Here is a 24,173-nt window from a genome sequence, read left to right as displayed (position 1 = left end):
GGGGAGGGAGAAATACCTTACTTGCCGCCGTAGCCGAGCAGCTTCATCGCGGCAGCGAGGCTCTTGCGGCTGCGCTCCATGCCGGCCCATGGCTTGTTGCCGGTTTCGAAGCGCTCGGCGGCGTTGGCGACGGTCCACTGCGCAGGGCCGGTGAGCGAGGGCAGTTCGTCCCACGCGAGCGGCACCGATATGCCGAGCCCCGGGCGCGAGCGCGCCGACCATGCGCTCACTGTCGTCGCGCCGAAGCCGTTGCGCAGGTAGTCGACGAAGACCTTGCCCACGCGGTTGCGCGGCCCGCTCTTGGCGACGAAGCGCGCCGGAATGGTCTGCGCGAGATGCGCCACCACGGCCTGCGAGAAGCCCTTGACGGTATCCCAGTCGTACTGCCGGCGCACCGGCACCACCACGTGCAGCCCCTTGCCGCCGCTGGTCTTCAGGAAGGACGGCAGGCCCAGTTCGTCGAGCAGCGTGCGCACCAGCATCGCGGCCTCCTGCACCTGCGGCCATTCCACGCCCTCGCCGGGGTCGAGGTCGAAGGTCATGCGGTCGGGCCTGCCGATGTCGTCGGAGGTGGCGTTCCAGGTGTGCAGCTCGATGACGTTCATCTGCGAAGCACCGAGCAGGCCTTCCTTGGTGTCGATCTGCAGCAGCGGCTCGTGGCCCGGGTCCAGCGCGGGGTCGAGCTGGTTCACGCCGGGAATCTCGCGGGCCTGCAGATGCTTCTGGAAGAACAGCTCGCCGCCCACACCGTCGGGCGCGCGCACCAGCGACACCGGGCGGCCGCGCAGGTGCGGCAGCATGAGCTTGGCCACGCTGTCGTAATAGGCAGCGAGCTCGCCCTTGGTGATGCCGCTGTGCTTGTCGATCACGCGGTCGGCGTGGGTGATCTTCAGGGACATGGACTTGCTCTTTCCTTCACTGCGGCTCTTCGCGGGCTGCGACCTGGCAGCCTCGGCCTCGATCACGCGCGCCCGCTGCGGCCGCTCGCGCCGTATCTCGCGCGCGGGCTTGTCGCTGCGCAGGCCCTGGAACACGGCCTGGCGCACGCGGTGTTCGCGCGTCCATTCGCCGAACGATATCTCGGCCACCAGCGAAGGCCTGACCCATTGCGCCTTCACGCCGCGCGGCACGGGTTCGAAGGGGCAGTCGTCGGTGGCCAGTTTGTCCAGCTTCGCCTTGATGTCGGCGAGGCGGTTCGCGTCGAAGCCGGTGCCCACGTTGCCGCAGTAGCGCAGCCGGCCGCCCGCCTCGTCGTACACGCCCAGCAGCAGCGAGCCGAAGCCGGCGCGCGTGCCCTTGGGCGCGGTGTAGCCGCCGATCACGAATTCCTGGCGCTGCTGGTTCTTGAGCTTGATCCAGTCCGGCGAGCGCCGCGACACGTATGGCGAGCCCTTGCGCTTGGCGACGATGCCCTCGAAGCCGATGCGCGCGGACGACGCGAGCAGGTCGCGGGGCGAGGCGTCGAAGGCATCGCTCAGGCGCAGCGGCGCGGGCGGCTTTGCGCCGAGCAGCGCGGCCAGCCTCGCGCGGCGCTCCTCGACCGGCAGGTCGCGCAGGTCCTCGCCGTCGATGAAGGGCGCGTCGAAGAGCCAGTAGACGATGGACGAGGTGGCGCCGCGGTCGAAGGCGTTCTGCAGCGCCTGGAAGTCGGGCGCGCCATTGGGACCGTCGACGGTGATCTCGCCGTCGAGCCAGGCCGAACCGGTGGGCAGCCTGGAAAGCGCCTCGACGAGCGCGGGCAGCTTCGCGCTCCAGTCGTGGCCGTTGCGGGTGAAGCAGCGCACTCTTCCCTTGCCCTCGATGCGCGCCAGCAGGCGGTAGCCGTCGAACTTGAGCTCGTAGAGCCATTCGCCGGGCGACGAAGGCGGGGAGGACGCGAGGGTGGCGAGCTGGGGTTCGAGGGTGGCGGGCAGCGCCGCCTTCTTCCTTTTGGGCTCCGCGTTCTTCGCCGGCGCGCTGCTTCCTGTCTTCGCCTTGGCTTTCTTCCTCGGCGCCTGCCCCACTTCGTCCACGCCGAGGCCGGTGATCACGCTCGCGGGCTCTGCCTCCACCACGTCGTAGTCGTCGAGCGCGCGCGCCTCGCCGTCGCGCTCCTTGATGAGCAGCCAGGGCTCGTGCGATTCGTCGCCCTTGCCATGCATGCGCACCAGCGTCCAGTGGCCATGCAGCTTCTCGCCGCGCAGCTCGAACTTGAGCTTGCCGGCCGCCAGCGCCTTGCGCGCGTCGCCGTCGGGCAGCCAGTCGCCGCGGTCCCAGACGATGACGGTGCCCGCGCCGTACTGCTTGGGCGGAATGGTGCCCTCGAAGTCGGCATACGAGATGGGATGGTCCTCGACATGCACCGCCATGCGCTTCACGCCGGGATCGAGACACGGCCCCTTGGGCACCGCCCAACTCTTGAGCGTGCCGTCGAGTTCCAGCCTGAAGTCGTAGTGCAGGTGGCTCGCGTGGTGCTTCTGGATGACGAAGCCCAGCGCGTCCTTGCCGCGCCGGCCACCGGACCTGGGCTCCGGCGTGCGGGAGAAATCGCGCTTGCCGTGGTAGCGCGCGAGCGCCTTGCGAGCGGTGGACGAAGACGAAGACGAGGAGGATGGGGTGCGTGCCATGGCGTGCGGTCCTCGGCGGGCTCAGGCGGCGCGGCGGTGGCGCGCCGGCGCCCTGCTGCGCGTGGTGCCGCCGGTGCTTCTCGCGGCGGTCTTGCCGGTCTTGGGTTTCTTCGCGGCGGGGCGCCTGGGTCGCGGCTCCTCCTCTTCTTCTTCGGCATCCTCGCTCCTGGACCTGGCACCTCCGCCCTTGCGCAGGCTGCGCTTGAGCAGCTCGGTCAGGTCGATGACCTTGGCGCCGCGGCCTTCGGCCTGTTCGCCTTCTTCCGGCTCAGGCTGCGTCACGGTCTCGGTCTGGCCGGCCTTCACCTTCTTTTCGACCAGCCGCAGGATCTCGTCCTTGAATTCGTCGCGGAATTCCTCCGGGTCCCACTCGGCGCTCATGTCCTCGACCAGCTCCTTCGCCATCTCGAGTTCGCGCGGGCGCAGGCCGGCCTTCTTCGCGTCTTCGGAGGGCAGCGGCAGGTCGGTCCACGGGCGGATGTCGGCGCCCCAGCGCAGCAGGTTCAGCACGAGGCCGGGGCCCACGGGCACCAGCGCGGCCAGATGCTGCTTGGTCTGGATGACGACGCGGGCCACGCCCACGCGTCCGCTGCGCTGCAGGGTCTCGCGCAACAGTGCATACACCTTTGCGCCTCGGTTGATGGGCGCCACGTAGTAGGGGCGCTCCAGGTACACGAAGGGAATGCCGTTGGCCGGCACGAAGCTCTCGATCTCGATGGTCTGCGTGGTCTTCGGGTAGGCGGCGGCGATTTCCTTGTCGCTGAGCACCACGTACTCGCCGCTCTCGTACTCGATGCCCTTCACGATCTGCTCGCGCGCGATCTCGCGGCCGGTCTTCTTGTTGATGCGCTTGTAGCCGACCGGGTCCATGGTCCTCTTGTCGAGCCAGTCGAAGTCGATGCCGTGGTCGACGGTGGCCGAATACAGCGCCACCGGTATGTGGACGAGGCCGAAGCTGATGGCGCCCTTCCACAGGACGCGCGGCGCGGGTGCTTTTTTCGAGACGGGCATGTGCTGCACACTCCTTCCCCCTCGAATGTGCGCCGCCCCGGCGCGCGCGATGTAGGAGCGCGGCCCCAGGCGCCGTCAGGCCGCGCCGGTGGCTCCGGCGGCCCTGGCGACAGGTCCGAGCTGGCGCTCGCTGGGGCGCGCGAAGTAGAACCACTCCGCCCCCGGCAGCGCCATCGCGTTGGGGAACACGATGAAGCCGTCGTCCGGCGCGCTCAACAGCGTGCCGTCATGGCGCATGCCGATGGGCTCGCCGCGCTGCACTTCGTCGAAGGTGGCCCAGTCGCGCACGAAGCTGTCTTCCTCGTGCAGCCGGTCGGTCACGCTGGCAAGGCGCAGCAGCTTCGGCGGCTGCGCGGGGCCGCCCGACAGGCCCTCGGGCAGCGCGGCCATGCCCAGCAGTGCCAGGGTGCGGCGGATGGCGCGCCACGCCACCTCGGGCGCCTGCGGGTCGAGGTGCTGGCCGCATTCGAGCGTCACGCCATAGCCGCCGCGGCTGCGGATGTATTCGTTGGTGCCGCGGCCGAAGTCGAGCTCGGCCTCGCTGGCCGGTGTGCCGCCCGCGCGCTGCGCGAGGCCGGCGGCGTAGATGTCGAGCCAGCCCTCCACCACGATGGGCGTGCCGATGTGCAGCGCGAGCTGGCCTTCCTCGTAGGAGCGGGCGAAAGGTTCCAGCGTGCCGGCGTTGTCGCGCGGGCCGATCATCGCGAAGGCCTCGCCCTCGCTCTGGAAGGAATGCAGGTCGAGCAACACCTCGTGGCGCTCGATGATCGGGGCCAGCACGTTGGTCACGCGGGCTTCGTAGTCGGCCGGCGACCCGGTCGGCCGGAACATGCGGTTGAGGTTGCGCTCGCCCTCGCGCTGCAGGCGGCGCCGCGCGAGCGGGTTGGCCACCGGCACCATGGTGAGTTCGCCGCGCAAGAGCCGCAACGAGCCCGACTCGAACTCGCCCAGCACGCGCTCGATGCCCAGGGTGCCGGAGATTTCGTCGCCATGCACGCCGCCCATCACGAGCAGCCGGGGACCGGGGTTCAGCGAGGCGAACGAATGGATGCGCAGGCTGTCGGTTGCCGCGTCGGCGAAAGGATCGGAAGACATCCGGGGATTATTGCGGAGCCCCTCGCCCGCAGGCAAAAGCGCTATGCGTTCGATAGCAGCAGGCCGCGGCCCCGCCAAGGCCGAGGCCGAGGCAAGGCCTACAGGGAGTGCCTCGGCCGTCCTACCGGGCAGGCCGAAGTGCCGGCGCAGGCTCTGTGGCTGTCGAAAGGAGTCCATGCATGAACAGCAAGAGCAACCCCGGCAAGGCGCAGCCCACCGATCCGCTGAAGGATGCCGGCGGCGGCAACACCAAGGTGGAGCAGGGTGGCGAGTCGTCGCCGCGCCTGCCGCACGAGCGCGACCAGTCGTCGGACAGCCAGCAGGCCAGGGAGGGCAGCCAGCCCGAGATGGGCCGCAAGGCCCATGACGACGTGGAGCGCGGCGTGGTCGACACCGACCGCGGCCCGCCCAGCGACCGCGTCTACAACGAGAAGCTCAAGCGCTGACGACGCCCGCGAGCTGCTTGCGCATCTCGGAGATGACGGCGCCGTAGTGCTTGGCGTTGAAGATCGCGCTGCCGGCCACGAAGGTGTCGGCGCCGGCGGAGGCCACGCGCGCGATGTTGTCGGCCTTGATGCCACCGTCCACCTCCAGGCGGATGTCGCGCCCGCTCTGCTCGATGCGCTTGCGGGCTTGTTCGATCTTGCGCAGGGCCGAGTCGATGAAGCTCTGGCCGCCGAAACCGGGGTTGACGCTCATGATCAGGATGAGGTCGATGTCGTCGATGGCCCAGTCCAGCGCCTCCAGGCCCAGCCCCGGGTTGAACACCAGCCCGGCCTTGCAGCCGGCCGCCTTGATGGCCTGGATGCTGCGGTGCGTGTGGGGCGAGGCGTCGGGGTGGAAGCTGATGTAGTCGGCGCCCGCTTGCGCGAAGGAGGCCGCCAGGGCGTCGACCGGCTGGATCATGAGGTGCACGTCGATCGGCACCGGGGTACCGTCGGCGGTCTTGGCGTAGGGCTTGAGCGCCTGGCAGATCATCGGGCCGAAGGTCAGGTTCGGCACGTAATGGTTGTCCATCACGTCGAAATGGATCCAGTCGGCGCCGGCCGCGATCACGTCGGTCAGTTCTTGGCCGAGGTGCGCGAAGTCGGCGGACAGGATGGAAGGCGCGATGCGGAACGGGGTGCTCATGGCCCCCATTCTCGCAGCCGGCGCAAGCCCGACAAAAGGCCTGCGTTAGCCTCCGTTACCATCCGCCCCATGTCACACAGCCCCTTCAGCGTACAGGTCGAACCCCGCTACCTTGCCGACCAGTCCTCGGCCAAGGACAACATCTACACTTTCTCGTACACCGTCACCATCACGAACACCGGCCCGGTGTCCGCCCAGCTGATTGCCCGCCACTGGCTGATCAACGACGCCTCGGGACATTCGCAGGAGGTGAAAGGACTGGGCGTGATCGGCCAGCAGCCGCTGCTGGCGCCCGGCGAGACCTTCCGCTACACCAGCGGATGCCGCCTGCAGGCCTCGAGCGGCACGATGCACGGCAGCTACTTCGTGGTGACCGAGGAAGGCGAACGCTTCGACGTGCCCATTCCGATGTTCGTTCTCGAAGCCGACATAGGCGGCGCTCCCGTCTCCCGCGTCCTGCACTAGGCACTCCTCCAGGCTTCGCGCACTTCGTGTCGCTTCTCCTTCCCCCTCGCCGGGGGCAACACCGGCGGCCCGGCAAAGCCGGTTCCGCGGTGTTCACCGCACAGATCCCCACTCACACCCATGGCTGCCGCATCGCGCGACTTGCAGGGGCTGCTTGCCGGCCTCGATCCCACGGCCGATGTGGCGCAGCGCCACATCTGGCTCATCGACATCTTCGACTGGGTGCGCGGCGACCGCGCCTCCCCGCAGGCGGCCATCGGCCGCGTGCAGCTGCTGCTGGACGCCGTCGAGGCGCGGCCCGAGCTGCGCGAGCGGCTGCGCGCCTGGTGGCGCGTCTTCACGCAGACGGTCGACCTCACCACGCTCCTGGCCGACTACGGCTTCGCCCCGCGCACCGCCTTCGCCAGCGAGCTGAGCGAGCGGCTGCGCCGCAAGATCCTGCCCGGCACGCCCGAGACCACCGACGCATCGGACCTGTTCCGCATGGTGCTGCCCGGCGTGTTCGACGCGGGCTGGATCGCCCTGCTCGACGAGACGCAGCTCGGCCGCATCGGCGCCCTGCTGGCCGACGCCGCACTCGATGAAGACGGCGCGCCGCGCTGGCGCCACACGGTGATGGACGCCGTCACCTACTGCAGCAGCCAGGTCGTGGCCGCCGGCTTCTCGCCCGAGCTGCGCCTGCGCATGAGCACCGACGCGATCGGCGAAACACGCCCCTTCCACGCGCTGCTGGCCGACCTCGACGAACTGCGCGAGCAGATGTTCGACCGCCCCGGCGAGCCGCGCGACGAGGAAGCGCTGCAGGCCGCCTTCGTGGCCTTCCGCGACCGGCTGGACGCCTGCCGCGCGGCCGCCGCCTCGGTCTACACGCACCTGGAAGACAACGGCATCTCCGTCGGCCTGGTGTTCCGACTGCGTCAGCTGCGCGAGCGGGTGCTGCGCATCCGCGAGCTGCTCGACTGCCTGATGACGGCCAACCCCGGGCCCAGCGTGGCGCGGCTGGTCGGCCGGCTGGTGCTGGCCGGCGGCGAGCGCAACAGCATCCGGGCGCTGATCGCCTCCAACTCCTCGATGCTGGCCGCCAAGGTGACCGAGCGCAGCGCCGAGACCGGCGAGCACTACATCACCCGCGACCGTGCCAGCTACCTGCAGATGGTGAAGAAGGCGGCTGGCGGCGGCGCTTTCACCGCCCTCACGGTGCTGCTGAAGTTCGGCATCTACGCGCTGGGGCTGTCGGCCTTCTGGAGCGGGCTGAGCGCGGGGCTGATGTACGCGGCCAGCTTCGTCGCCATCCAGCTGCTGCACCTGACACTGGCCACCAAGCAGCCCGCGATGACCGCGCCGGCAATGGCGGCGCGGCTTCGCGACATCAGGTCGGACGCGGGCGTGGACGATTTCGTCGACGAGGTCGCCAACCTGGTGCGCTCGCAGGTGGCGGCGGTGCTGGGCAACGTGCTGGTGGTGGTGCCGGCGATGGCGGCTGTCACGATGCTGTTCCAGTTCGCGCTGGAACGGCCCCTGCTGGACGCGGCCCATGCGGCGGCCACGCTGAAATCGCTTTCGCTGGCCGGGCCGACCGCGCTTTATGCGGCAATCACCGGCATCCTGCTGTTTTCGGCCAGCATCATCGCCGGATGGACAGAAAACGCCTTTGTCCTGCATCGACTGGACTCTGCAATGCGTTACAACCCCCGCATCGGCGCTTTTCTCGGCGCCGCACGGGCTCGTCGCTGGGCCGATTTCATGCGCACCAACATTTCAGGCTTCGCCTCCAACATCTCGCTGGGACTCATGCTCGGGCTGCTGCCCGCGTTCGCGGGTTTCTTCGGGCTCGGGCTGGACGTGCGGCACGTGACACTGTCGGCCGGACAGATCGCCGCCGCGGCGGCATCCACCGGCCTGGCTGTGTTGCAGCAGCCTGCGCTGTGGTGGGCGGTGGCGGCGATCCCGGTCATTGGCGCGCTCAATGTGAGCGTGAGTTTCTACTTCGCTTTCCGCCTGGCGCTGCGCGCGCACAGCGTGAGCCTCGGTGACCGCGCGCGCATCCGCAGCGCGATCTGGGCCCGCTGGCGCAGCCGTCCGGTGAGCTTTTTCCTTCCTGGATGAATTTGACGAGCTTCTTCAACGATCTGCTGGGTTTCTGGTCCGAGTGGGTGCGCCCCTCGGCCGGCCTGCCCACCGTGCTGTGGTCGCTGCTGCTGGCGGCGGCGGCGGCCTCCGGCCATCTCGTGCAACGCTACCTCGGGCTGCCCAAGGTGATCGGCTACTCGCTGGTCGGGGCGGTGGTGGGCTTCGCCGGCTTCGAGGGCGCGATCTGGCCGCTGCGCGGCATCAGCCTCTTCCTGCTCGAGCTCGGCGCGGCCGTGGTGCTGTTCGAAGCCGGCGGGCGGCTGCCGCTGCGCTGGTTCCGCCACAACCCGATGGTGCTGGTGCAGAGCCTGCTCGAAGCCACGCTCACCTATTTCGGCGTGTACTGGATGCTCACGCTGCTGGGCCTGCCCGAACCGGTGGCCAACCCGATCGCGCTGATGGCCATCGTCGCCTCGCCGGCGGTGCTCAGCCGCGTGATCATCGACACCCGCGCCGCCGGCCCCGTGACCGAGCGCGCGATGACGCTGGCCACGCTCAACACCTTCTATGCGCTGGCGCTGGGCTACGCGCAGGCCGGGCTGATCGAGCGCGCACCGCAGACCATGCTGCAGAAGCTCTACCCGGTGGCGGTGGTGCTGGGCCTGTCGTTCGTGGTGGGCGCGATCATGGCGCTGGCGCTGCGCTCGGCGCTGCGGGTGATGAGCCCGTCGAGCGAGAACACCTCCATCCTGCTGCTGGCGATCATCGCGGCCGGCGCAGCGCTCACCGCGCACGTGGGCGGCTCCGCGCCGCTGGCGGCGCTGATCGGCGGCGTGCTGCTCAAGACGCTCAACCCCAAGCCCTGGGCCTGGCAGCGGCAGCTGGGCACGGCCTCCTCGCTGCTGACCATGCTGATGTTCGTGCTGGTGTCCATCGTCGCGGCGCAGGCCGACTGGACCCTGCCGGTAGCCAGCGTGGTGCTGGCCGTCATCGGCATCCGCCTGCTGACCAAGATCGCCGGCGTGGCCGTGGCCAACCCCGGCAGCGGCGCGAGCTGGAAGCAGGCTTTCTGGGTCGGCTGCGCGATGTCGCCGCTGTCCTCCATCGCACTGCTGATCGCCTCCAACTTCGCCACCGCCTCGCCGCTGCTGGGCACGATGATCACGCAGGTGGCGCTGCCCTCGATCCTGCTGATGGAGGTGGTGGGCGCGGTGCTCGCCACGCTGGCCATCCACGCGGTGGGAGAAAGTTCGGTGCCCTGGGCGCCACGGGCCTTCAGCATCACCGAGGACACGCAGCGATGAGCACCACCGCAACCACACCCATCGACCCGGACAGCGACGACGTGCGCTCGGCGCCGCTGCCTGCCGACCCCGCGAGCCGCGCGGTCAAGCTGGAGCCCTTCAACAAATCGGAGGCGCTCTCGCTCGGCGTGGAACTCGAGCTCCAGCTGGTGAACACGCACGACTACGACCTCGCCCCCTACGCCGAGGACATGCTGCGCCTGATGGCCCAGACCCCGTTGCCCGGCAGCGTGGTGCCCGAGATGACGTCGAGCATGATCGAGATCTCGACCGGCATCTGCCACTCCGCGCAGGACGTGATCACGCAGCTCTCGCCGATCCGCGAGGCGCTGATCCGCAACGCCGACAAGCTCAACATCGCGGTGGTGGGCGGCGGCACGCATGCCTTCCAGCAGTGGCACGAGCGGCGCATCTACGACAAGCCGCGCTTTCGCGAGCTCTCGGAGCTGTACGGCTACCTGAGCAAGCAGTTCACCATCTTCGGCCAGCACGTGCACATCGGCTGCCCCGACGCCGACGCGGCGCTGCTGATGCTGCACCGCATGTCGCGCTACATCCCGCACTTCATCGCGCTGTCGGCGTCGTCGCCCTTCGTGCAGGGGCAGGACACGCAGTTCGACTCGGCGCGGCTGAACTCGGTGTTCGCATTCCCGCTCTCGGGCCGTGCGCCCTTCACGCTGAGCTGGAAGGAGTTCGAGGCGTATTTCGAGCGCATGACCCGCACCGGCGTCGTGCGCAGCATGAAGGACTTCTACTGGGACATCCGCCCCAAGCCCGAGTTCGGCACCATCGAGATCCGCGTGTTCGACACGCCCCTCACGGTGGAGCGCGCAGCCGCGCTCGCCGGCTACGTGCAGTCGCTGGCCGCGTGGTTCCTGCAGGAGCAGCCCTTCGAGCCGACGGAAGACGACTACCTCGTCTACACCTACAACCGCTTCCAGGCCTGCCGCTTCGGCCTCGACGCGGTGTACGTCGACCCGGCCACCGGCCAGCACATGCCGCTGCGCGACCACATCCTGATGACGATGACCCAGCTCGAATGGCACAGCGAGGCGCTCAACGCCACCAAGGCGCTGGGCGAGCTGCGCACCAGCGTGGAGTCGAACCGCAACGACGCGCGCTGGCTGCGCGAGAAGCAGGGCAAGGAACGGTTGCTGGCGGAGGTCGTGCGGCAGGCGGCGCTGAGGTTCCGCGGAGCGGCTTAGAGGCTCCCTCCCGCTGCTTAGTGCAAACAGGGATATTCGGCGCAATTTGACGCATCGGCCACGATCTTTGTGCGCTCGGTATCCCTTATCCTTGCCGCATGGCAACCCAAGCACTCATCAACCCAACGCTACTGCGATGGGCACGCGAGCGTCTGGGCCTCAGCCTGGATGACGCTGCGCAAAGTGCGAACGTAAAGCCGGAGCGCCTTGAAGCCTGGGAGAGCGGAGAGAGCCGCCCTACGTTTCGCCAAGCTCAGCACCTGGCACACGCTTTTCACGCTCCTTTTGGATATTTGTTCCTCCAAGAGCCTCCGGAGGAACTGCTCCCACTCCCCGACCTAAGAACCGTTGGTGGAGTACCCGTCCCGCGACCCAGCATAGATCTTCTCGACACAGTGCGCATCGCACTGCAACGGCAGGAGTGGTACTTGGAATACCAGAAGGATCACGGTCGCGACCCACTGCCTTTTGTTGGGCGATTCACTACGAACTCGCCGGTGGTAGAAGTCGCCGCAGATATCAGAAGTGTCTTGAACGTGGCCGTCGAACAAGGTCAGCGTACCTGGGAAGCTTACTTTCGAGATCTCATTGAAGCAACCGAGCGTGTGGGCATCCTCGTCATGCGAAGCGGCATTGTCGGCAACAACACTCGTCGGAAGCTCGACGTCAGCGAGTTCCGTGGATTTGCGATCAGCGATCCGCTGACTCCCGTGGTCTTCATCAATTCTGCTGATGCACCAGCCGCCAGGCTTTTCACTTTGATGCACGAATTGGCGCATATCTGGATCGGTGCCAGCGGCATTTCGAGCGTTGCCCCGGGCAATAGTCGCCGAGAGGAGACTTTCTGCAACGCGGTCGCTGGAGAGTTTCTCGTCCCTCGAGAATTGTTCTGGAAGCTTTGGCACGCAGGTCCTGCAGAGTTGAGCCTTCTGGTGGCGGAGCTGGCTCGGCGCTTTCACGTCAGTCGCCTTGTCATCATGCGTCGCGCTTTCGATCTGGGACTCATCGATCAAACAACGTACACAGACCACTACCTAGCAACTCTTGCAGAGTTCAGAACCCAAGATAACAACGGTGGAAATTTCTATCGAGCTGCCGGCGCAAAAAATAGCCGGCGTTTCGCACAGGCGGTAGTGACAGAAGCGCTCAGCGGCCGCTTGCTTCTTCGAGAAGCGGGACGCTTGCTCGGTGTGCAACCCAACAAGATTCGGGAATTCGCGGAGCAGATCGGCGTATGAGTTATCTCCTCGATGCGAACACACTCATCGAAGCGAAGAATCGCTATTACCAGATGCGCTTCTGCCCTGGCTACTGGACTTGGCTCACTCGGAACAAGGATGCAGGCAGGTTGGCGAGCGTGGAGAGCGTGAGTACTGAACTGCGGCGAGGCAACGACGAGCTCGCGCAGTGGGTAGTGACGCAGTCGGATCTGTTCTTGTCAGAGTCAGATGAAACGACGCAACATGCTTTTGCCGAGATTGCCGCACACGTCGCCGATCAAGCCGCGACCATGAAAGCCGGTGCGTTGGAGGAGTTTCTCAGCGGAGCCGACCCGTGGTTGATCGCCAAAGCACGCGTCACTGGATACATCGTGGTAACTAACGAGCGGCTGAACATGGAGAGCCGCCGAAAATTTCTGATCCCCAACGTGTGTTCGCACTACGGCGTTGAGTGCATCAATACATTCGACATGTTGAATCGGCTGGAAGCTCGCCTCGTTCTAGCGGACTGAACTACGAGTGGCTCCAGCGAGGATCGTGCCGGGAGTTCGCTCCGGCGCCGCAGCGCTTATGCTCTCACCCCCATGGGTGAATTCGACCTGATCGCACGCTACTTCAAGCGCCCCGCCAAGCGCTCGCCGCTGGGCGTGGGCGACGACTGCGCATTGCTCGCGCCGGCCGCGGGCATGCAGCTCGCCGTTTCCTCGGACATGCTGGTCGAGGGACGGCACTTTCTTTCCACCGTCGAGCCGGCCCGGCTGGGCCACAAGGCGCTGGCGGTGAACCTCAGCGACCTGGCCGCCTGCGGCGCGAAGCCACTGGCCTTCACGCTCGCGCTGGCGCTGCCCGGCGTGGACGAGCCGTGGCTCGAAGGCTTCTCGCGCGGCCTGCTCGCGCTGGCCGACGCGCACGGCTGCGAGCTGGTAGGCGGCGACACCACGCGCGGCCCGCTCAACATCTGCATCACGGTGTTCGGCGAAGTGCCGGCCGGCGCGGCGCTGCTGCGCTCGGGCGCGCGCGCGGGCGACGACATCTGGGTGAGCGGCACGCCAGGCGAGGCTCGGCTGGCGCTCGAAGTGTTCCGGGGCACGATCGCGCTGCCGGCGGACGCCTTCGATACGGCGCGCAGGCGCATGGAGCAGCCCACGCCGCGCGTGGCGCTCGGGCAGGCCCTGCGCGGCATCGCCACTTCGGCGGTGGACGTGAGCGACGGGCTGATCGGCGACCTGGGCCACATCCTCGCGTCGAGCGGCGTGGGCGCCACGCTCGACGTGGACGCGGCCACCGCGCTGATCTCGGTCGACACCGGCAACCTGGGCGAGGAACTGCGCCGCACCTGCGCGCTCTCGGGCGGCGACGACTACGAGCTGGTCTTCACCGCGCCCGCCTCGGCGCGCAACGCGGTCGGGCAGGCAGGCATGGACAGTTCAACGCGCGTCACGCGCATCGGCCGCATCGAGGCCGACGCCGGCCTGCGCATCGTCGACGCGGCCGGCGCGCCGGTGTCGCAGCGCTTCGGCTCGTTCGATCATTTCGTCTAGTTTTCCTGCAATCCCTCTCTTTCGGGAAACACCGAGGAACCGGCTTTGCCGGGCCTCAGGTGTTGCCCCCGGAAGGGGGTTGGCGAAGCGACACGAAGTGCGCGCAGCCTGGGGGAGAGCCTATCCTCCGCGCACCACGGCCTGCATCTTCTGCTGAGCCGCGTTGATGGCAGCCGACTGCCCGTTGAGCTGCTGCAGCATCTTGTTGAGCTCGGCCTGCACTGCCGGGTCGGTCACGGCGACGCTGCTGCCGCTGATCTGGATCTTCGACTTGTTCTTCTCCATGAAGTCGCCGATGGCCAGCGCGCTGTCGAACACGGTGTCGAGCGCGGGGAACACTTCCTTGAAGGTGGCCGAGGGCGTGGTCACGGTCTTGGCGTAGGCCTTGTCGTAGACCTGCTTCAGGTCGTCGGGCTGCTTGAGCTGCGCGTGCGCGGCGTCGGCCCTGGCGGACTGCTGGTCGAGCGCGGTGCGCAGGCCGCCGAGGCCGTCCTTCGCGGCCTTGAGGTCGTCGCGGCGCGCGGGCAGGTCGGCGATGGAGCGAAGCGCGCCCTTGGCCATGATCTGCGTCATGGGCTGGCTCACCGACTTGTTCATGCCTTCGTTGAAGTCGGTGATCACCGCGTAGTGCTGCGCGTAGTCGCCGAACGAGGCCTTCTCTTCGGCCGTGGGCACCGGCACGCGCAGGCCGGGCTTGTCGAGCACTCGGGTCTGCAGGAAGGAGATGAAGGCCTTGCGCTGCTCGGCCTCCTTGTTGCCGCAGGCCACCAGCGCGAGGCTGAAGGCGACGAGGAGCGACATGGCCCCGAGACGTTGAATGAAAGTTCTCATGGGCCGGGCCCCCTCTGTAGTTGTTCCGGAAAAATTATAGGGAGCGCTTCAGCGCGTCGATGAATGCGCGCGCGGCAGCCGAGAGCGAGTGGCCGCGCTTGGTGACGATGGAGATGTCGCGCGCCACGCGCGGCGAGCTCAGTACCTTGATGACCAGCGAGGAGTCGGCCTCCGCGCGCGCGAAGGCCGAGGGCATGATCGACGCGCCCATGCCGGCTGCCGTCATCCAGATGGCGGTGGAGAGGAACGACACCTCGTTCACCACGTCGAGCGCCACGCCCGCCTCGGCGGCGGTGCCGTCGATGAGCGGTCGCACGCCGTAGCCGGGGCGCACGGTGATGACGGGGTGGCCGCGCAGGTCGCTCCAGCGCACCACGCGGGGCTTGGCCAGCGGGTGGTCTTCGCGGCAGACCACGGCGAGGTGGTCGCGCATGAGGCGCTGCACCTCGACCTCCGCGCCGGGGCGCTCGGGGGTGCCGATGCCGAAGTCCACGTGCTCGCCGATGATGCGCGAGATGAACTGGTCGGGCGCGCAGTCGTTCACCAGCACGCGCACGCCGGGGTGCTGCTCGTTGAAGGCGCGCATGGCATCGGGCAGCAGCAGGGCCGCGAGCGTGGGCGTGATGGCGAGCGTGACGCGGCCGCGTTCGAGCGCGGCCAGCTCGCGGAAGTCGTTCGACAGCGAATCCACGTCGCGCAGGATGCGCTCGACCGTCGACACCATCTGCTCGGCCGCCGCCGTGGCCTTGAGCGAACGCGTGGTGCGGTCGAAGAGGCGGGTGTCCAGCCCCTCCTCGAGCTGGCGGATCAGCATGCTCACCGCCGACTGCGTGACGAACAGCCGCTGGGCCGCCGCGCTGAGCTGTTTCAGCTGGTAGACGGCGAGGAACGCACGCAGCTGGCGGATCGTAGGACTGAAGTTCGCATTCATCAGCAAAGATGATATTTCATTAGAAATTTCTTGATTTACGAATGAATCCGCCCATCGTTCAATCATCGAAAAGACACATCACATTCAAGGAGTCCTGATGGCCGCTGCACCTCTTGCCCCCGGGAAGAGCGCGCTTCGCCGGCAGCTGCTGCTCACCGCGGCGGGCGCGGCGCTGACCAGCGGCAGGAGCTTCGCGCAAACGCTTTCGTCCTCGCCACCGCCATCCCAGCCTCCCGCTGGCGACTTCCCGAACAAACCCATCCGCCTCGTCGTGACCTTCCCGCCCGGCGGCAGCGCCGACGCGGTGATGCGCCTCTTGGTGCCCCGGCTCAACGAGAAGCTGGGCCAGCCCGTGGTCATCGACAACAAGCCCGGCGCGGGCGGCAACGTCGGCCTCTCTCTGGTGGCAAAGACGCCCGCCGACGGCTACACGCTGGGGCTTGGCGCGGCGGGCGCGCTGACGGCCAACGTGAGCCTCTATCCGCAGATGCCCTTCGACCCGGTGAAGGACTTCAAGCCCGTGGGCATGGTCGCGGCCACGCCCTTCGTGATCGTGGGACATCCTTCGATCGCCGCGCGCACGCAGCGCGAGCTGATCGCGCTGGCCAAGGCCAGCCCCGGCACGCTCTCGATCGGCCACGGCGGCAACGGCACGGCCATGCACCTGTCGGCGGCGCTCTTCGCGCAGATGGCCGAGGTGAAGTTCGTCGAGGTGCCCTACCGCGGCTCGGGCCCGGCGGCGCTCGACGCCATCGCGGGGCAGATTCCGCTCGCGCTGGTCGACCTGCCCGCCTCGCTGCAGCAGATCAGGGCCGGCAAGCTGGTCGCCTTCTCCGTGACCAGCGCGCAGCGCGTGCCGATGCTGCCCGAGGTGCCCACGGTGGCCGAGGCCGGCCTGCCCGGCTACGACTCCACCGGCTGGTTCGGCGTGGTCGCGCCCGCAGGCACGCCGGCGCCCATCGTCGCGCGGCTCAACGCCGAGATCAACGCGGCGCTGGGCGACGAGCAGATCAAGGCCACGATGCGCAACCTCGGCGCCGAGCCAGCGCCGACCTCGCCCGAGGCCTTCGAGGCCTACATCCGATCCGAGACGAAGAAGTGGGCGAAGGTGATCCAGACCGCCCGCATCCGGCTCGACTGACGACACCGCCGCCAGAACATGACCGACCTCGACCACACCCGCGCACTGCAAGCCGACGTACTGATCATCGGCGCCGGCCCGGTGGGCCTCACGCTGGCCACGGACCTCGCCTCGCACGGCGTCTCGGTCGCGATCTGCGAGACGCGCCGCTTCGCAGAGCCGCCGAACGTGAAGTGCAACCACGTGGCCTCGCGCACCATGGAGCAGTTCCGCCGCCTGGGCGTGGCGCAGAAGCTGCGCGATGCGGGCCTGCCTGCCGACTACCCGAACGACGTGGTGTTCCGCACCAGCGTCACCGGCACGGAGCTCACGCGCATTCCCATTCCGTGCCGGCGCGACCGCTACACCGAGACCGAGGGCCCCGACGCATGGTGGCCCACGCCCGAGCCGCCGCACCGCATCAACCAGATCTACCTGGAGCCCATCCTGTTGAAGCACACGGCCGCGCTGCCGGGCGTGCAGCTGCTCAACCGCACGCAGTTCGCGGGCTTCACGCAGGACGACACGGGCGTGACCGCGATCGCCACCGACATGGACAGCGGCGTCACCCGCAGCATTCGCTGCCGCTACATGGTGGGCTGCGACGGCGGCTCCTCGGCCGTGCGCAAGCAGATCGGCGCGAAGCTCGAGGGCACGGCGGTGATCCAGCGCGTGCAGTCGACCTTCATCCGCGCGCCGGGATTGCGCGCGCTCATTCCGGGCAAGCCGGCGTGGTCGTACTACGCGATGAACCCGCGCCGCTGCGGCACGATGTTCGCCATCGACGGGCGGGAGACCTGGCTGGTGCACAACCACCTGAACGCCGAGGAGCCCGAGTTCGATTCGGTGGATCGCGACCGCTCGCTGCGCGAGATCCTCGGCGTCGGCCCCGACTTCGAGTACGAGATCATCAGCAAGGAAGACTGGATCGGCCGCCGCCTCGTGGCCAACCGCTTCCGCGAGGGCCGCGTATTCCTCGCGGGCGACGCGGCGCACCTGTGGGTGCCCTACGCGGGCTACGGCATGAACGCGGGCATCGCCGACGCGCTGAATCTCTCGTGGCTGCTGGGCGCCGTGGTGCAGGGCTGGGGCGACGAAGCCATGCTCGACGCCTACGAGGCCGAGCGCCTGCCGATCACCGAGCAGGTGTCGAACTTCGCGATGAACCACGCGCAGAAGATGATCCGCGCGCGCCGCGCCGTGCCGCACAACATAGAGGAACCCGGCCCCGCCGGCGACGCGCTGCGCGCCGAGATCGGCCACGAGGCCTACGAGCTGAACGTGCAGCAGTTCTGCTGCGGGGGCCTGAACTTCGGCTACTTCTACAGCGGCTCGCCGATCATCATCGCGGACGGCGAGCACATGGCGCCGCCCTACTCCATGGGCGAGTTCACGCCTTCCACCGTGCCCGGCTGCCGCGCGCCGCACTTCTGGCTGGCCGACGGCCGCTCGCTCTACGACGCCTTCGGCCCCGGCTACACCATGCTGCGCTTCGACCGCAGCGTGGACGTGCGCCCGCTGGAACGCGCCGCCGCCGCCTACAACATGCCGCTCACCGTGCTCGACATCGAGACGGAAGAGGTGCCCAAGGCCTACACCCACCGCCTCGTGCTGTGCCGCGCCGACCAGCACGTGGCCTGGCGCGGCGCGCACCTGCCGGCCGAGGTCTACGACCTGGTGGGCATGCTGCGCGGCGAGGGCAAACGCATCCGCGCGCGCCGCAAGGCGCTGGCCTGGGAAGGCGTGGTGGCCTGAGCTACTGCTTTCACCAGCTGCGCCGCGCGACGACGCGGTACGCGAGCCATGCCGCGGCGGCCGGCGCGAACGCGAATCCCGCGAACAGCCACACGGCCGCCGATTTCGCCCCTTCAGCGCCGCCCGGCACGCTGAGGCCCGCCGCGTTCGCCACCAGCCCCGCCACCGCCGCGCCCACGGCCATGCCGTAGAGCTGCACGGTGGTGATCGAGGCCGAGGCCAGCCCCTGCTCGCCCTTCGGCGCCAGCGACATCACGCGCGTGATCAGGTGCGGCCAGCCGATGCCCACGCCGAGCCCCACGGCCGCGAGCGCGAGGGCGATCAGCACGGTCTCGAATCCCGCGTCCATCTCACCCGGCGAAGGCAGCAGCCATGCGAGCGCCAGCAGCCCCAGGGTGCAGGCCACCGGTCCGGCGCGCAGCATGCGGTCGGCGCCCGCGCCGGTGCGGCCCGAAGACAGCAGAGAGCCCGCGCTCCAGCCGCCCGCCATCGCGGCCGTGAGATAGCCCGCCGCCAGCGGCGAGTGGCCGTGCAGCAACTGCAGGAAGTACGGCACGAAGATTTCGGTGGTGCTGCCGATCAGCAGCAGCGCCACGCTGGCGTAGATGGCGCCCAGCGGCGCGCTCACGGCGTAGGCGCCGCGCGGCAGCACGCGCACAGCGGAGCGGCTGTCGATTCGGGTGGCGGCGAAGCCGATGGCCAGCCCCGCCGCCACGCCGGCGGCCTGCCAGCGCAGGTCGGGCACGAGGCCGCTGGCCGCGATGGCGAGCACCGAGGCCGCGAGCAGGCCGATCTGCAATGCCGGCACGCGCGGCGGCGTGGCGGGCCGCTCGTGCCTCACGCCCATCGAGGGCCGCAGCTGCACGAGCACCAGCAGCGCCTGCCCCGCCGCCACCGGCAGCAGGAACCAGAAGGCCCAGCGCCAATGCCCGGCCTGCGCGAAGAGCCCGCCCACGGCCGGCCCGCACAGCGTGGCCACGCCCCACATGCCCGACACCAGCGCCACTGCGCGCGGCCACAGCCGCTGCTCGAACACCAGCTGGATCAGCCCGTAGCTCAGCGCCGCGAGCAGCCCGCCGCCCAGCCCCTGCACCGTGCGGCCGGCAAGCATCCACGGCATGGCCGGCGCGAGCGCGCAGCCGACCGAGCCGGCGCCGAACACCGCCAGTGCCGCCAGGCAGGCGCCGCGCGGGCCGAGCACCGCGAGCAGCCGCACCGACAGCGTGGCGCCGAGGATCGAGCCGATCACGAAGAGCGTGGTGCTCCAGGCGTACCAGTCGAGCCCGCCGATCTCGCGCACCACCGAGGGCAGCACGGTGGTCACGATATGGACGTTGACTGCATGCAGCGCGACACCGCCCGTGAGCGCCAGCGCGCGCCAGCCGTTGCGGCCGCTGAAGAGCTCGCTCCAGGCGGCGGTGGAGGACGGGGGATGCAGGGCGGCGGAAGAAGAGGAGGAAGAAGGAGAAGACGCGGAAGACATGGCGCGGGCCGGAAGGCCAGAAGAAGCGGAACGAGCCCGGATACTAGGCGCCGCCAATGAATTAAACAAGCTATTGCTTTGATAAATAAAACATCACCGGACCGCCCCACCTCCGGATGCGCGACACTCCTTTCCCGATGCAAGCCGCTTCCCCCAATACTTCGTCCACGTCTTCCTCCTCGTCCACCACGACTTCCGGCGCCATGCCCCGACCACCGATGCGCCGCGCCACGCTGCGCTTCCTGCTGTCCCACCCCGCGCACTTCATCGCGCTGGGCTTCGGTTCGGGCCTCTCGCGCCTGGCACCCGGCACGGTGGGCACGCTGTGGGCCTGGGTGGCGTTCTCGGTGATGCAGCTGTGGTTCACGACGGCCACCATCGGCTGGATCATCGCGGCCTCGCTGCCCATCGGCTGGTGGGCCTGCACTGTGACCGCGCGCGACATGAACGTGGCCGACCCCAGCCCCGTGGTGTGGGACGAGGTGATCGCCTTCTGGATCGTGCTGTGGCTGGTGACGCCCGCAGGCCTGCTCGCGCAGACCGTCGCCTTCCTGCTCTTCCGCTATTTCGATGCCGCCAAGCCCGGCCCGGTGGCCTGGGCCGATGCGCTCTTCAAGCAGCGCGACGCCGTGCGCGTGAGCTGGTGGCGCGCGGGCTTCGGCATCATCCTTGACGACCTGGTGGCGGCCTTCTGCACGCTGCTGGTCATCGCGCTGTGGCGCGCGTGGTGAGCATCATCGATTCCTCTTCTTCCCTTTCTCCTTTCCCATGCAACTGAAGAAAGCCCTCGCGGACCACGACACGCCCGAACTCGTCGTGGTGCTGGCCGAGCTGCTGCAGAAAAAGGGCTGGATGCTGGCCACCGCCGAGAGCTGCACCGGCGGGCTGATCGGCGCGGCCTGCACCGACCTGGCGGGCTCGAGCGCGTGGTTCGAGCGCGGCTTCATCACCTATTCCAACGAGGCCAAGACCGAGTTGCTTGGCGTGGACGCCGGCGTGATCGCCGCGAACGGCGCGGTCAGCGAGCCGGTGGCGCGGGCCATGGCCACGGGCGCAATCGCGCACTCCCCGCCCTCGCGCGTGGCGCTGGCCGTAACCGGCGTGGCCGGCCCCACGGGCGGCACGCCCGACAAGCCGGTGGGCACGGTGTGGTTCGGCTGGTCGGTCGATGGCGCGGTGCGCACCGAGCGCCGCCGCTTCGATGGTGACCGGGCCACGGTGCGCGCGGCGACGGTGCACCACTCGCTGCAGACGCTGGTCGAGCTGCTGCTCGCGCGCTGAGCCTGGAATTCAGGCCGTCATGAAGTCGGCCAGCGGCCGGCGCGGCGCGGGCGGCACCGGCGCCATCGGATAGCCGAGGCGGCACATCATCTGCACCGTAGGGCTGCGCCTGTCGCGCGGCGGCGCGGTGCCCAGCAGCATGTCGTGCGCGGCGGCGTGGTGCGGCGCCATTTCGGCGAATTCCTCCAGCGGCTGGCTCATCGGGTGCATGCCCAGGCCCAGGTCGGTGGCGCGCAGCTGCTGGCGCACGTAGGCGCGGCCTGCCGCGATCTGCTCGGTGCGGCTGTTGCCGCGCGTGCTGAGCCAGATGAAGCCCATCGCGGTGTTGGCCTGGTCCTCGAAGAGCTGCAGGGTCTGGCGGAACGACAGGCTCTCCTCGGAAGCCGGCGTGCGGCGGTCGAACTGGCCCAGCGCGACGGCGATGCGCAGTGCCGGGTCGTTCAGCGAGAAGCCGTCGCGGTGCGCGAGGATTTCCTGCGGGCCGACGCGCAGCAGCCGCAGGTTTTCCATCGCCGTGCCGGGCGTGGTGAGCTCCACCCGCGCGGCCTCGGCGCAGAGCTTGCGCAGCGGCAGCACCCGCGCCATGTCCACCGTGCCGGCCGAGCTGACCATGCCGCCCGTGGGCACCATCGAGGCCAGGCCCTGCAGGATGTCGGCCGACACCGGCCGCGTGAGGTCGAAGCGCTGCTTGGGCGTGCGCCGCCGCAGCACCTGCGCGAAGAGCGGATCGGGCACGCCGCCGCCCGCCAGCCGCAGCCGCGCCACCGGAATGTGCGGCCAGCGCAGCGGCTCGCCGCTCAGTTCGCCCTGCGGCCACAGCTGCACGCTGGCCTGCAGGCCGTGCTGGGCGAGCGCCATCACCAGCAGCTCGATGAAGGCGCCATGGCCGATGAGCACCTGGCGGCCGAAAGGGTCGGTCTCGGGCTGCACGCGCTCCCGGTCGCAATACACCACGATGGCGTCGGGCTCGCGCAGGTCTACCAGCCAGGGCTGGCGGTTGTAGGCGGTGGGGGCGGTGACTGCGTAGGCGACCGCGCGCTTGCGCAGGTCGGGCTCGTCGCCGGGGCCGTTCCATATCTCCAGCGCGGCGGCCGGCACTTCCGAGTTCAGCCACCAGGTCGCCAGCGCGGCCGCACCCGCCGCCACGACAACGCCGCCTCCCAGCAGCCGGACAAAGTTTCTACGCTCATCCATTGCGCGGATTATCGAAAGCGGGCCACCGGTTAACAATGGCTTAAGCTTCCATAACTGCTATGCAGAACTGAATACCCGATGAGAGCGGACAACGACCTGGGCTTCGACTGGCGGCTGGTGCGCGCATTCCTGGCCGCGCTCGACCACGGCAGTCTGCTGAAGGCTGCGCGCGCGACGGGTACCAGCCAGCCGACGCTGGGGCGCCATATCGCGGAACTGGAGTCGCAGCTGGGCGTGATGCTGTTCGAGCGCACCGGCCGCGGCCTGCAGCCGACAGCCATGGCCGAGCGACTGGCGGACTCGGCCCGCGCCATGGAAAGCGGCGCGCAGGCGCTGTCGCGCAGCGTGTCGGGCGCCAGCGCGCAGACGGCGGGCTCGGTGCGCATCTCGGCCAGCCAGGCCACCGCGCGCCAGATGCTGCCGAGCCTGCTGGTGCGCATGCGCCAGGAGCTGCCCGAGATCCAGGTCGACCTGGTGTCGACCAGCGAAAACAGCAACCTGCTGCAGCGCGAGGCCGACATCGCCATCCGCATGTCGCAGCCCACGACGGCCACGCTGGTGGCGCGCCGCATCGGCAGCTTCGCGCTGGGCGCCTTCGCCCATTCCGACTACCTGCGCCGCCGGGGCACGCCACGGCAGACCTCCGACCTGTACCGGCACGACGTGCTGGGCTACGACAGCATCGACACCATCATCCGGATGTCGGCCCAGCTGGGCACGCCGCTGCAGCGCGAGCATTTCTGCTTCCGCACCGACGACATGGGCGCCTACTGGGAGGCGCTGCGCCAGGGCATGGGCATCGGCTTCGTCAGCGAATCGCTGGCGCGCACCGACAGCGCCGTGGTGCGGGTGCTGCCGCAGCTGAAGATCAGGTCGCTGCCGGTGTGGCTCGCGGTGCACCGCGAGATCCGCACCGACCGCCGCATCCGCGCCGTCTATGATTTCCTGGCGCGCAACATCCCCGCGTCCATCTAGACGCCGCGCCACGCCCACAACCAACGCCAAGAGGCCTCATGACCGCAGCCACCAATGCCCAGACCATCGAGCGCTTCTACAGCGCCTTCGCCAAGCTGGACGCCCCCGCCATGGAAGCCTGCTACGCACCCGACGCGGTGTTCGACGACGAGGCCTTTTCGCTGCGCGGGCGCCGCGAGGTGGGCGGCATGTGGCGCATGCTGGCCGGCGGCACCAGGGCCAACGGCGCCGACGTGTGGAAGCTGACCTGGCGCGACGTGAAGGCCGACGACAGCACCGGCAGCGCCCACTGGGACGCGCACTACCGCTTCACCGCCACCGGCCGCATCGTGGACAACAGCATCGACGCGCGCTTCACCTTCACGCCCGACGGGCTGATCGCCACGCACCGCGACAGCTTCCCCTTCTGGACCTGGTCGCGCCAGGCGCTCGGCACGCCGGGCCTGCTGCTCGGCTGGTCGCCCATGCTGCGCAAGAAGGTGCGCGCCACCGCCGCAGCCAACCTCGCAACCTTTCTCGCACGACAGCCATGAGCAACACCAACGACACCGCCCTCGCCTTCTCCAACAACGAAGCCCAGCACCGCTACGAGGCCACGCTCGACGGCAAGCTGGCCGGCTATGCCGAATACAACCTGCTGACCGACGCGATCATGTTCACCCACACCGAAGTGCTGCCCGAGTTCGAGGGCAAGGGCGTGGGCTCGGGCATCGCGAAGCACGTGCTCGGAGAGGCGCGCGCCAAGGGGCTGCATGTGATTCCGGTGTGCCAGTTCATCGCGGGCTACATCCGCAAGCACCGCGACTATGTCGACCTGGTGCGCCCCGACATCCAGCGCGCCTTCAAGATTTGAACAGGGCTCGCCCCCAGGCTGCGCGCACTTCGTGTCGCTGCGCCAACCCCCTACCGGGGGCAACACCTGCGGCCCGGCAGAGCCGGTTCCGCGGTGTTCCCT

23 protein-coding genes and 1 pseudogene are annotated in these 24,173 nt (G+C 68.9%); 16 read left to right on the top strand and 8 right to left on the bottom strand.

What is annotated here, in order from left to right:
• Nucleotides 1–17 precede the first annotated feature (17 nt).
• From ligD to ABL844_RS03270, 3 genes are all read right to left on the bottom strand, one after another.
• The gene (ligD, locus tag ABL844_RS03280) at nt 18–2,606 is read right to left on the bottom strand and encodes a DNA ligase D (protein ID WP_418130469.1); all 2,589 of its coding nucleotides are present in this window, start codon (nt 2,604–2,606) and stop codon (nt 18–20) included.
• A gap of 21 nt (nt 2,607–2,627) precedes the next feature.
• Nucleotides 2,628–3,617 (bottom strand): Ku protein, encoded by a 990-nt coding sequence (locus tag ABL844_RS03275; protein WP_418130468.1) that lies wholly within the window; start codon nt 3,615–3,617, stop codon nt 2,628–2,630.
• A 75-nt stretch (nt 3,618–3,692) separates the two neighbouring features.
• Nucleotides 3,693–4,712 (bottom strand): succinylglutamate desuccinylase/aspartoacylase family protein, encoded by a 1,020-nt coding sequence (locus ABL844_RS03270; protein WP_418130467.1) that lies wholly within the window; start codon nt 4,710–4,712, stop codon nt 3,693–3,695.
• Nucleotides 4,713–4,891: 179 nt separating this feature from the next.
• Between ABL844_RS03270 and ABL844_RS03265 the strand changes: the two genes are divergently transcribed.
• Complete coding sequence (locus ABL844_RS03265) at nt 4,892–5,158, top strand: hypothetical protein (RefSeq protein ID WP_126022165.1); 267 nt, start codon at nt 4,892–4,894, stop codon at nt 5,156–5,158.
• Here the strand turns inward: ABL844_RS03265 and rpe are convergent.
• Nucleotides 5,148–5,843 carry a ribulose-phosphate 3-epimerase gene (rpe, locus tag ABL844_RS03260; RefSeq protein ID WP_418130466.1) on the bottom strand — a complete coding sequence of 232 codons (696 nt, stop codon included), beginning with the start codon at nt 5,841–5,843 and terminating at the stop codon, nt 5,148–5,150. The two genes, ABL844_RS03265 and rpe, sit on opposite strands and share 11 nt — an antisense overlap.
• Nucleotides 5,844–5,912: 69 nt before the next feature.
• On the opposite strand from rpe, the gene apaG reads away from it, so the two are divergent.
• From apaG to thiL, 8 genes and pseudogenes are all read left to right on the top strand, one after another.
• On the top strand, nt 5,913–6,308 hold the full coding sequence (gene apaG, locus ABL844_RS03255; RefSeq protein ID WP_184639972.1) for a Co2+/Mg2+ efflux protein ApaG: 396 nt from the start codon (nt 5,913–5,915) through the stop codon (nt 6,306–6,308).
• Nucleotides 6,309–6,428: 120 nt separating this feature from the next.
• On the top strand, nt 6,429–8,414 hold the full coding sequence (locus tag ABL844_RS03250) for a site-specific recombinase (protein WP_418130465.1): 1,986 nt from the start codon (nt 6,429–6,431) through the stop codon (nt 8,412–8,414).
• Nucleotides 8,411–9,682 carry a cation:proton antiporter gene (locus ABL844_RS03245; RefSeq protein WP_126022169.1) on the top strand — a complete coding sequence of 424 codons (1,272 nt, stop codon included), beginning with the start codon at nt 8,411–8,413 and terminating at the stop codon, nt 9,680–9,682. Before ABL844_RS03250 ends, ABL844_RS03245 begins: the two co-directional genes overlap by 4 nt.
• Nucleotides 9,679–10,887, top strand: a complete 1,209-nt coding sequence (locus tag ABL844_RS03240) for a YbdK family carboxylate-amine ligase (RefSeq protein WP_418130464.1) — start codon at nt 9,679–9,681, stop codon at nt 10,885–10,887. Before ABL844_RS03245 ends, ABL844_RS03240 begins: the two co-directional genes overlap by 4 nt.
• 98 nt (nt 10,888–10,985) lie before the next feature.
• Nucleotides 10,986–11,123: pseudogene (locus ABL844_RS03235) on the top strand (helix-turn-helix domain-containing protein); the annotation flags it as partial.
• Between the two features lie 192 nt (nt 11,124–11,315).
• Entirely contained in the window at nt 11,316–12,125 is an 810-nt protein-coding gene (locus tag ABL844_RS03230) for an ImmA/IrrE family metallo-endopeptidase (protein ID WP_418131873.1), read from the top strand.
• Nucleotides 12,122–12,619, top strand: coding sequence for a DUF4411 family protein (locus ABL844_RS03225; protein ID WP_418130463.1), 498 nt, complete (start codon nt 12,122–12,124; stop codon nt 12,617–12,619). Before ABL844_RS03230 ends, ABL844_RS03225 begins: the two co-directional genes overlap by 4 nt.
• Before the next feature lie 72 nt (nt 12,620–12,691).
• Nucleotides 12,692–13,648: a thiamine-phosphate kinase gene (gene thiL, locus ABL844_RS03220; protein WP_184639977.1), complete on the top strand. Its 957-nt coding sequence runs from the start codon at nt 12,692–12,694 to the stop codon at nt 13,646–13,648.
• A gap of 120 nt (nt 13,649–13,768) precedes the next feature.
• Here the strand turns inward: thiL and ABL844_RS03215 are convergent, their stop codons facing one another.
• Complete coding sequence (locus ABL844_RS03215; RefSeq protein WP_418130462.1) at nt 13,769–14,479, bottom strand: DUF3053 domain-containing protein; 711 nt, start codon at nt 14,477–14,479, stop codon at nt 13,769–13,771.
• A gap of 34 nt (nt 14,480–14,513) precedes the next feature.
• The gene (locus ABL844_RS03210; protein ID WP_126022175.1) at nt 14,514–15,410 is read right to left on the bottom strand and encodes a LysR family transcriptional regulator; all 897 of its coding nucleotides are present in this window, start codon (nt 15,408–15,410) and stop codon (nt 14,514–14,516) included.
• 97 nt (nt 15,411–15,507) lie between these two features.
• Here ABL844_RS03210 and ABL844_RS03205 point away from each other — a divergent pair, with 97 nt between their 5' ends.
• The gene (locus tag ABL844_RS03205) at nt 15,508–16,551 is read left to right on the top strand and encodes a tripartite tricarboxylate transporter substrate binding protein (RefSeq protein ID WP_418130461.1); all 1,044 of its coding nucleotides are present in this window, start codon (nt 15,508–15,510) and stop codon (nt 16,549–16,551) included.
• Between the two features lie 18 nt (nt 16,552–16,569).
• Nucleotides 16,570–18,285 carry an FAD-dependent oxidoreductase gene (locus tag ABL844_RS03200; protein WP_418130460.1) on the top strand — a complete coding sequence of 572 codons (1,716 nt, stop codon included), beginning with the start codon at nt 16,570–16,572 and terminating at the stop codon, nt 18,283–18,285.
• A 10-nt stretch (nt 18,286–18,295) separates the two neighbouring features.
• Here ABL844_RS03200 and ABL844_RS03195 read toward each other — a convergent pair whose 3' ends face one another.
• Nucleotides 18,296–19,768 (bottom strand): MFS transporter, encoded by a 1,473-nt coding sequence (locus ABL844_RS03195; RefSeq protein WP_418130459.1) that lies wholly within the window; start codon nt 19,766–19,768, stop codon nt 18,296–18,298.
• A gap of 203 nt (nt 19,769–19,971) precedes the next feature.
• On the opposite strand from ABL844_RS03195, the gene ABL844_RS03190 reads away from it, so the two are divergent.
• Together ABL844_RS03190 and ABL844_RS03185 are read left to right on the top strand one after the other, a co-directional pair.
• Complete coding sequence (locus tag ABL844_RS03190) at nt 19,972–20,499, top strand: phosphatidylglycerophosphatase A (RefSeq protein ID WP_184639985.1); 528 nt, start codon at nt 19,972–19,974, stop codon at nt 20,497–20,499.
• 37 nt (nt 20,500–20,536) lie between these two features.
• Complete coding sequence (locus ABL844_RS03185; protein ID WP_126022180.1) at nt 20,537–21,049, top strand: CinA family protein; 513 nt, start codon at nt 20,537–20,539, stop codon at nt 21,047–21,049.
• Nucleotides 21,050–21,058: 9 nt separating this feature from the next.
• Here the strand turns inward: ABL844_RS03185 and ABL844_RS03180 are convergent, their stop codons facing one another.
• Complete coding sequence (locus tag ABL844_RS03180; protein ID WP_418118931.1) at nt 21,059–22,243, bottom strand: Acg family FMN-binding oxidoreductase; 1,185 nt, start codon at nt 22,241–22,243, stop codon at nt 21,059–21,061.
• Nucleotides 22,244–22,321: 78 nt separating this feature from the next.
• Here ABL844_RS03180 and ABL844_RS03175 point away from each other — a divergent pair, with 78 nt between their 5' ends.
• From ABL844_RS03175 to ABL844_RS03165, 3 genes are read left to right on the top strand one after another with little or no spacing between them, the layout of a single operon-like run.
• Nucleotides 22,322–23,218 carry a LysR family transcriptional regulator gene (locus ABL844_RS03175; RefSeq protein WP_126022182.1) on the top strand — a complete coding sequence of 299 codons (897 nt, stop codon included), beginning with the start codon at nt 22,322–22,324 and terminating at the stop codon, nt 23,216–23,218.
• Between the two features lie 38 nt (nt 23,219–23,256).
• Nucleotides 23,257–23,751: a nuclear transport factor 2 family protein gene (locus ABL844_RS03170; RefSeq protein WP_418130458.1), complete on the top strand. Its 495-nt coding sequence runs from the start codon at nt 23,257–23,259 to the stop codon at nt 23,749–23,751.
• Nucleotides 23,748–24,071 carry a GNAT family N-acetyltransferase gene (locus ABL844_RS03165; protein WP_126022184.1) on the top strand — a complete coding sequence of 108 codons (324 nt, stop codon included), beginning with the start codon at nt 23,748–23,750 and terminating at the stop codon, nt 24,069–24,071. The genes ABL844_RS03170 and ABL844_RS03165 overlap by 4 nt, the downstream gene beginning before the upstream one ends.
• Nucleotides 24,072–24,173 lie beyond the last annotated feature (102 nt).

Origin of the sequence: Variovorax sp. 278MFTsu5.1 (assembly GCF_048305045.1) — a bacterium.
Lineage (GTDB): Bacteria > Pseudomonadota > Gammaproteobacteria > Burkholderiales > Burkholderiaceae_C > Variovorax > Variovorax guangxiensis.
This window is presented reverse-complemented; position numbering and strand designations above follow the sequence as displayed.

Bases quoted from the DNA above. Each gene is read 5' to 3' on its own strand.
- ligD (WP_418130469.1), bottom strand. From the start codon at position 2,606: ATGGCACGCACCCCATCCTCCTCGTCTTCGTCTTCGTCCACCGCTCGC.
- ABL844_RS03275 (WP_418130468.1), bottom strand. From the start codon at position 3,617: ATGCCCGTCTCGAAAAAAGCACCCGCGCCGCGCGTCCTGTGGAAGGGC.
- ABL844_RS03270 (WP_418130467.1), bottom strand. From the start codon at position 4,712: ATGTCTTCCGATCCTTTCGCCGACGCGGCAACCGACAGCCTGCGCATC.
- ABL844_RS03265 (WP_126022165.1), top strand. From the start codon at position 4,892: ATGAACAGCAAGAGCAACCCCGGCAAGGCGCAGCCCACCGATCCGCTG.
- rpe (WP_418130466.1), bottom strand. From the start codon at position 5,843: ATGAGCACCCCGTTCCGCATCGCGCCTTCCATCCTGTCCGCCGACTTC.
- apaG (WP_184639972.1), top strand. From the start codon at position 5,913: ATGTCACACAGCCCCTTCAGCGTACAGGTCGAACCCCGCTACCTTGCC.
- ABL844_RS03250 (WP_418130465.1), top strand. From the start codon at position 6,429: ATGGCTGCCGCATCGCGCGACTTGCAGGGGCTGCTTGCCGGCCTCGAT.
- ABL844_RS03245 (WP_126022169.1), top strand. From the start codon at position 8,411: ATGAATTTGACGAGCTTCTTCAACGATCTGCTGGGTTTCTGGTCCGAG.
- ABL844_RS03240 (WP_418130464.1), top strand. From the start codon at position 9,679: ATGAGCACCACCGCAACCACACCCATCGACCCGGACAGCGACGACGTG.
- ABL844_RS03225 (WP_418130463.1), top strand. From the start codon at position 12,122: ATGAGTTATCTCCTCGATGCGAACACACTCATCGAAGCGAAGAATCGC.
- thiL (WP_184639977.1), top strand. From the start codon at position 12,692: ATGGGTGAATTCGACCTGATCGCACGCTACTTCAAGCGCCCCGCCAAG.
- ABL844_RS03215 (WP_418130462.1), bottom strand. From the start codon at position 14,479: ATGAGAACTTTCATTCAACGTCTCGGGGCCATGTCGCTCCTCGTCGCC.
- ABL844_RS03210 (WP_126022175.1), bottom strand. From the start codon at position 15,410: ATGAATGCGAACTTCAGTCCTACGATCCGCCAGCTGCGTGCGTTCCTC.
- ABL844_RS03205 (WP_418130461.1), top strand. From the start codon at position 15,508: ATGGCCGCTGCACCTCTTGCCCCCGGGAAGAGCGCGCTTCGCCGGCAG.
- ABL844_RS03200 (WP_418130460.1), top strand. From the start codon at position 16,570: ATGACCGACCTCGACCACACCCGCGCACTGCAAGCCGACGTACTGATC.
- ABL844_RS03195 (WP_418130459.1), bottom strand. From the start codon at position 19,768: ATGTCTTCCGCGTCTTCTCCTTCTTCCTCCTCTTCTTCCGCCGCCCTG.
- ABL844_RS03190 (WP_184639985.1), top strand. From the start codon at position 19,972: ATGCCCCGACCACCGATGCGCCGCGCCACGCTGCGCTTCCTGCTGTCC.
- ABL844_RS03185 (WP_126022180.1), top strand. From the start codon at position 20,537: ATGCAACTGAAGAAAGCCCTCGCGGACCACGACACGCCCGAACTCGTC.
- ABL844_RS03180 (WP_418118931.1), bottom strand. From the start codon at position 22,243: ATGGATGAGCGTAGAAACTTTGTCCGGCTGCTGGGAGGCGGCGTTGTC.
- ABL844_RS03175 (WP_126022182.1), top strand. From the start codon at position 22,322: ATGAGAGCGGACAACGACCTGGGCTTCGACTGGCGGCTGGTGCGCGCA.
- ABL844_RS03170 (WP_418130458.1), top strand. From the start codon at position 23,257: ATGACCGCAGCCACCAATGCCCAGACCATCGAGCGCTTCTACAGCGCC.
- ABL844_RS03165 (WP_126022184.1), top strand. From the start codon at position 23,748: ATGAGCAACACCAACGACACCGCCCTCGCCTTCTCCAACAACGAAGCC.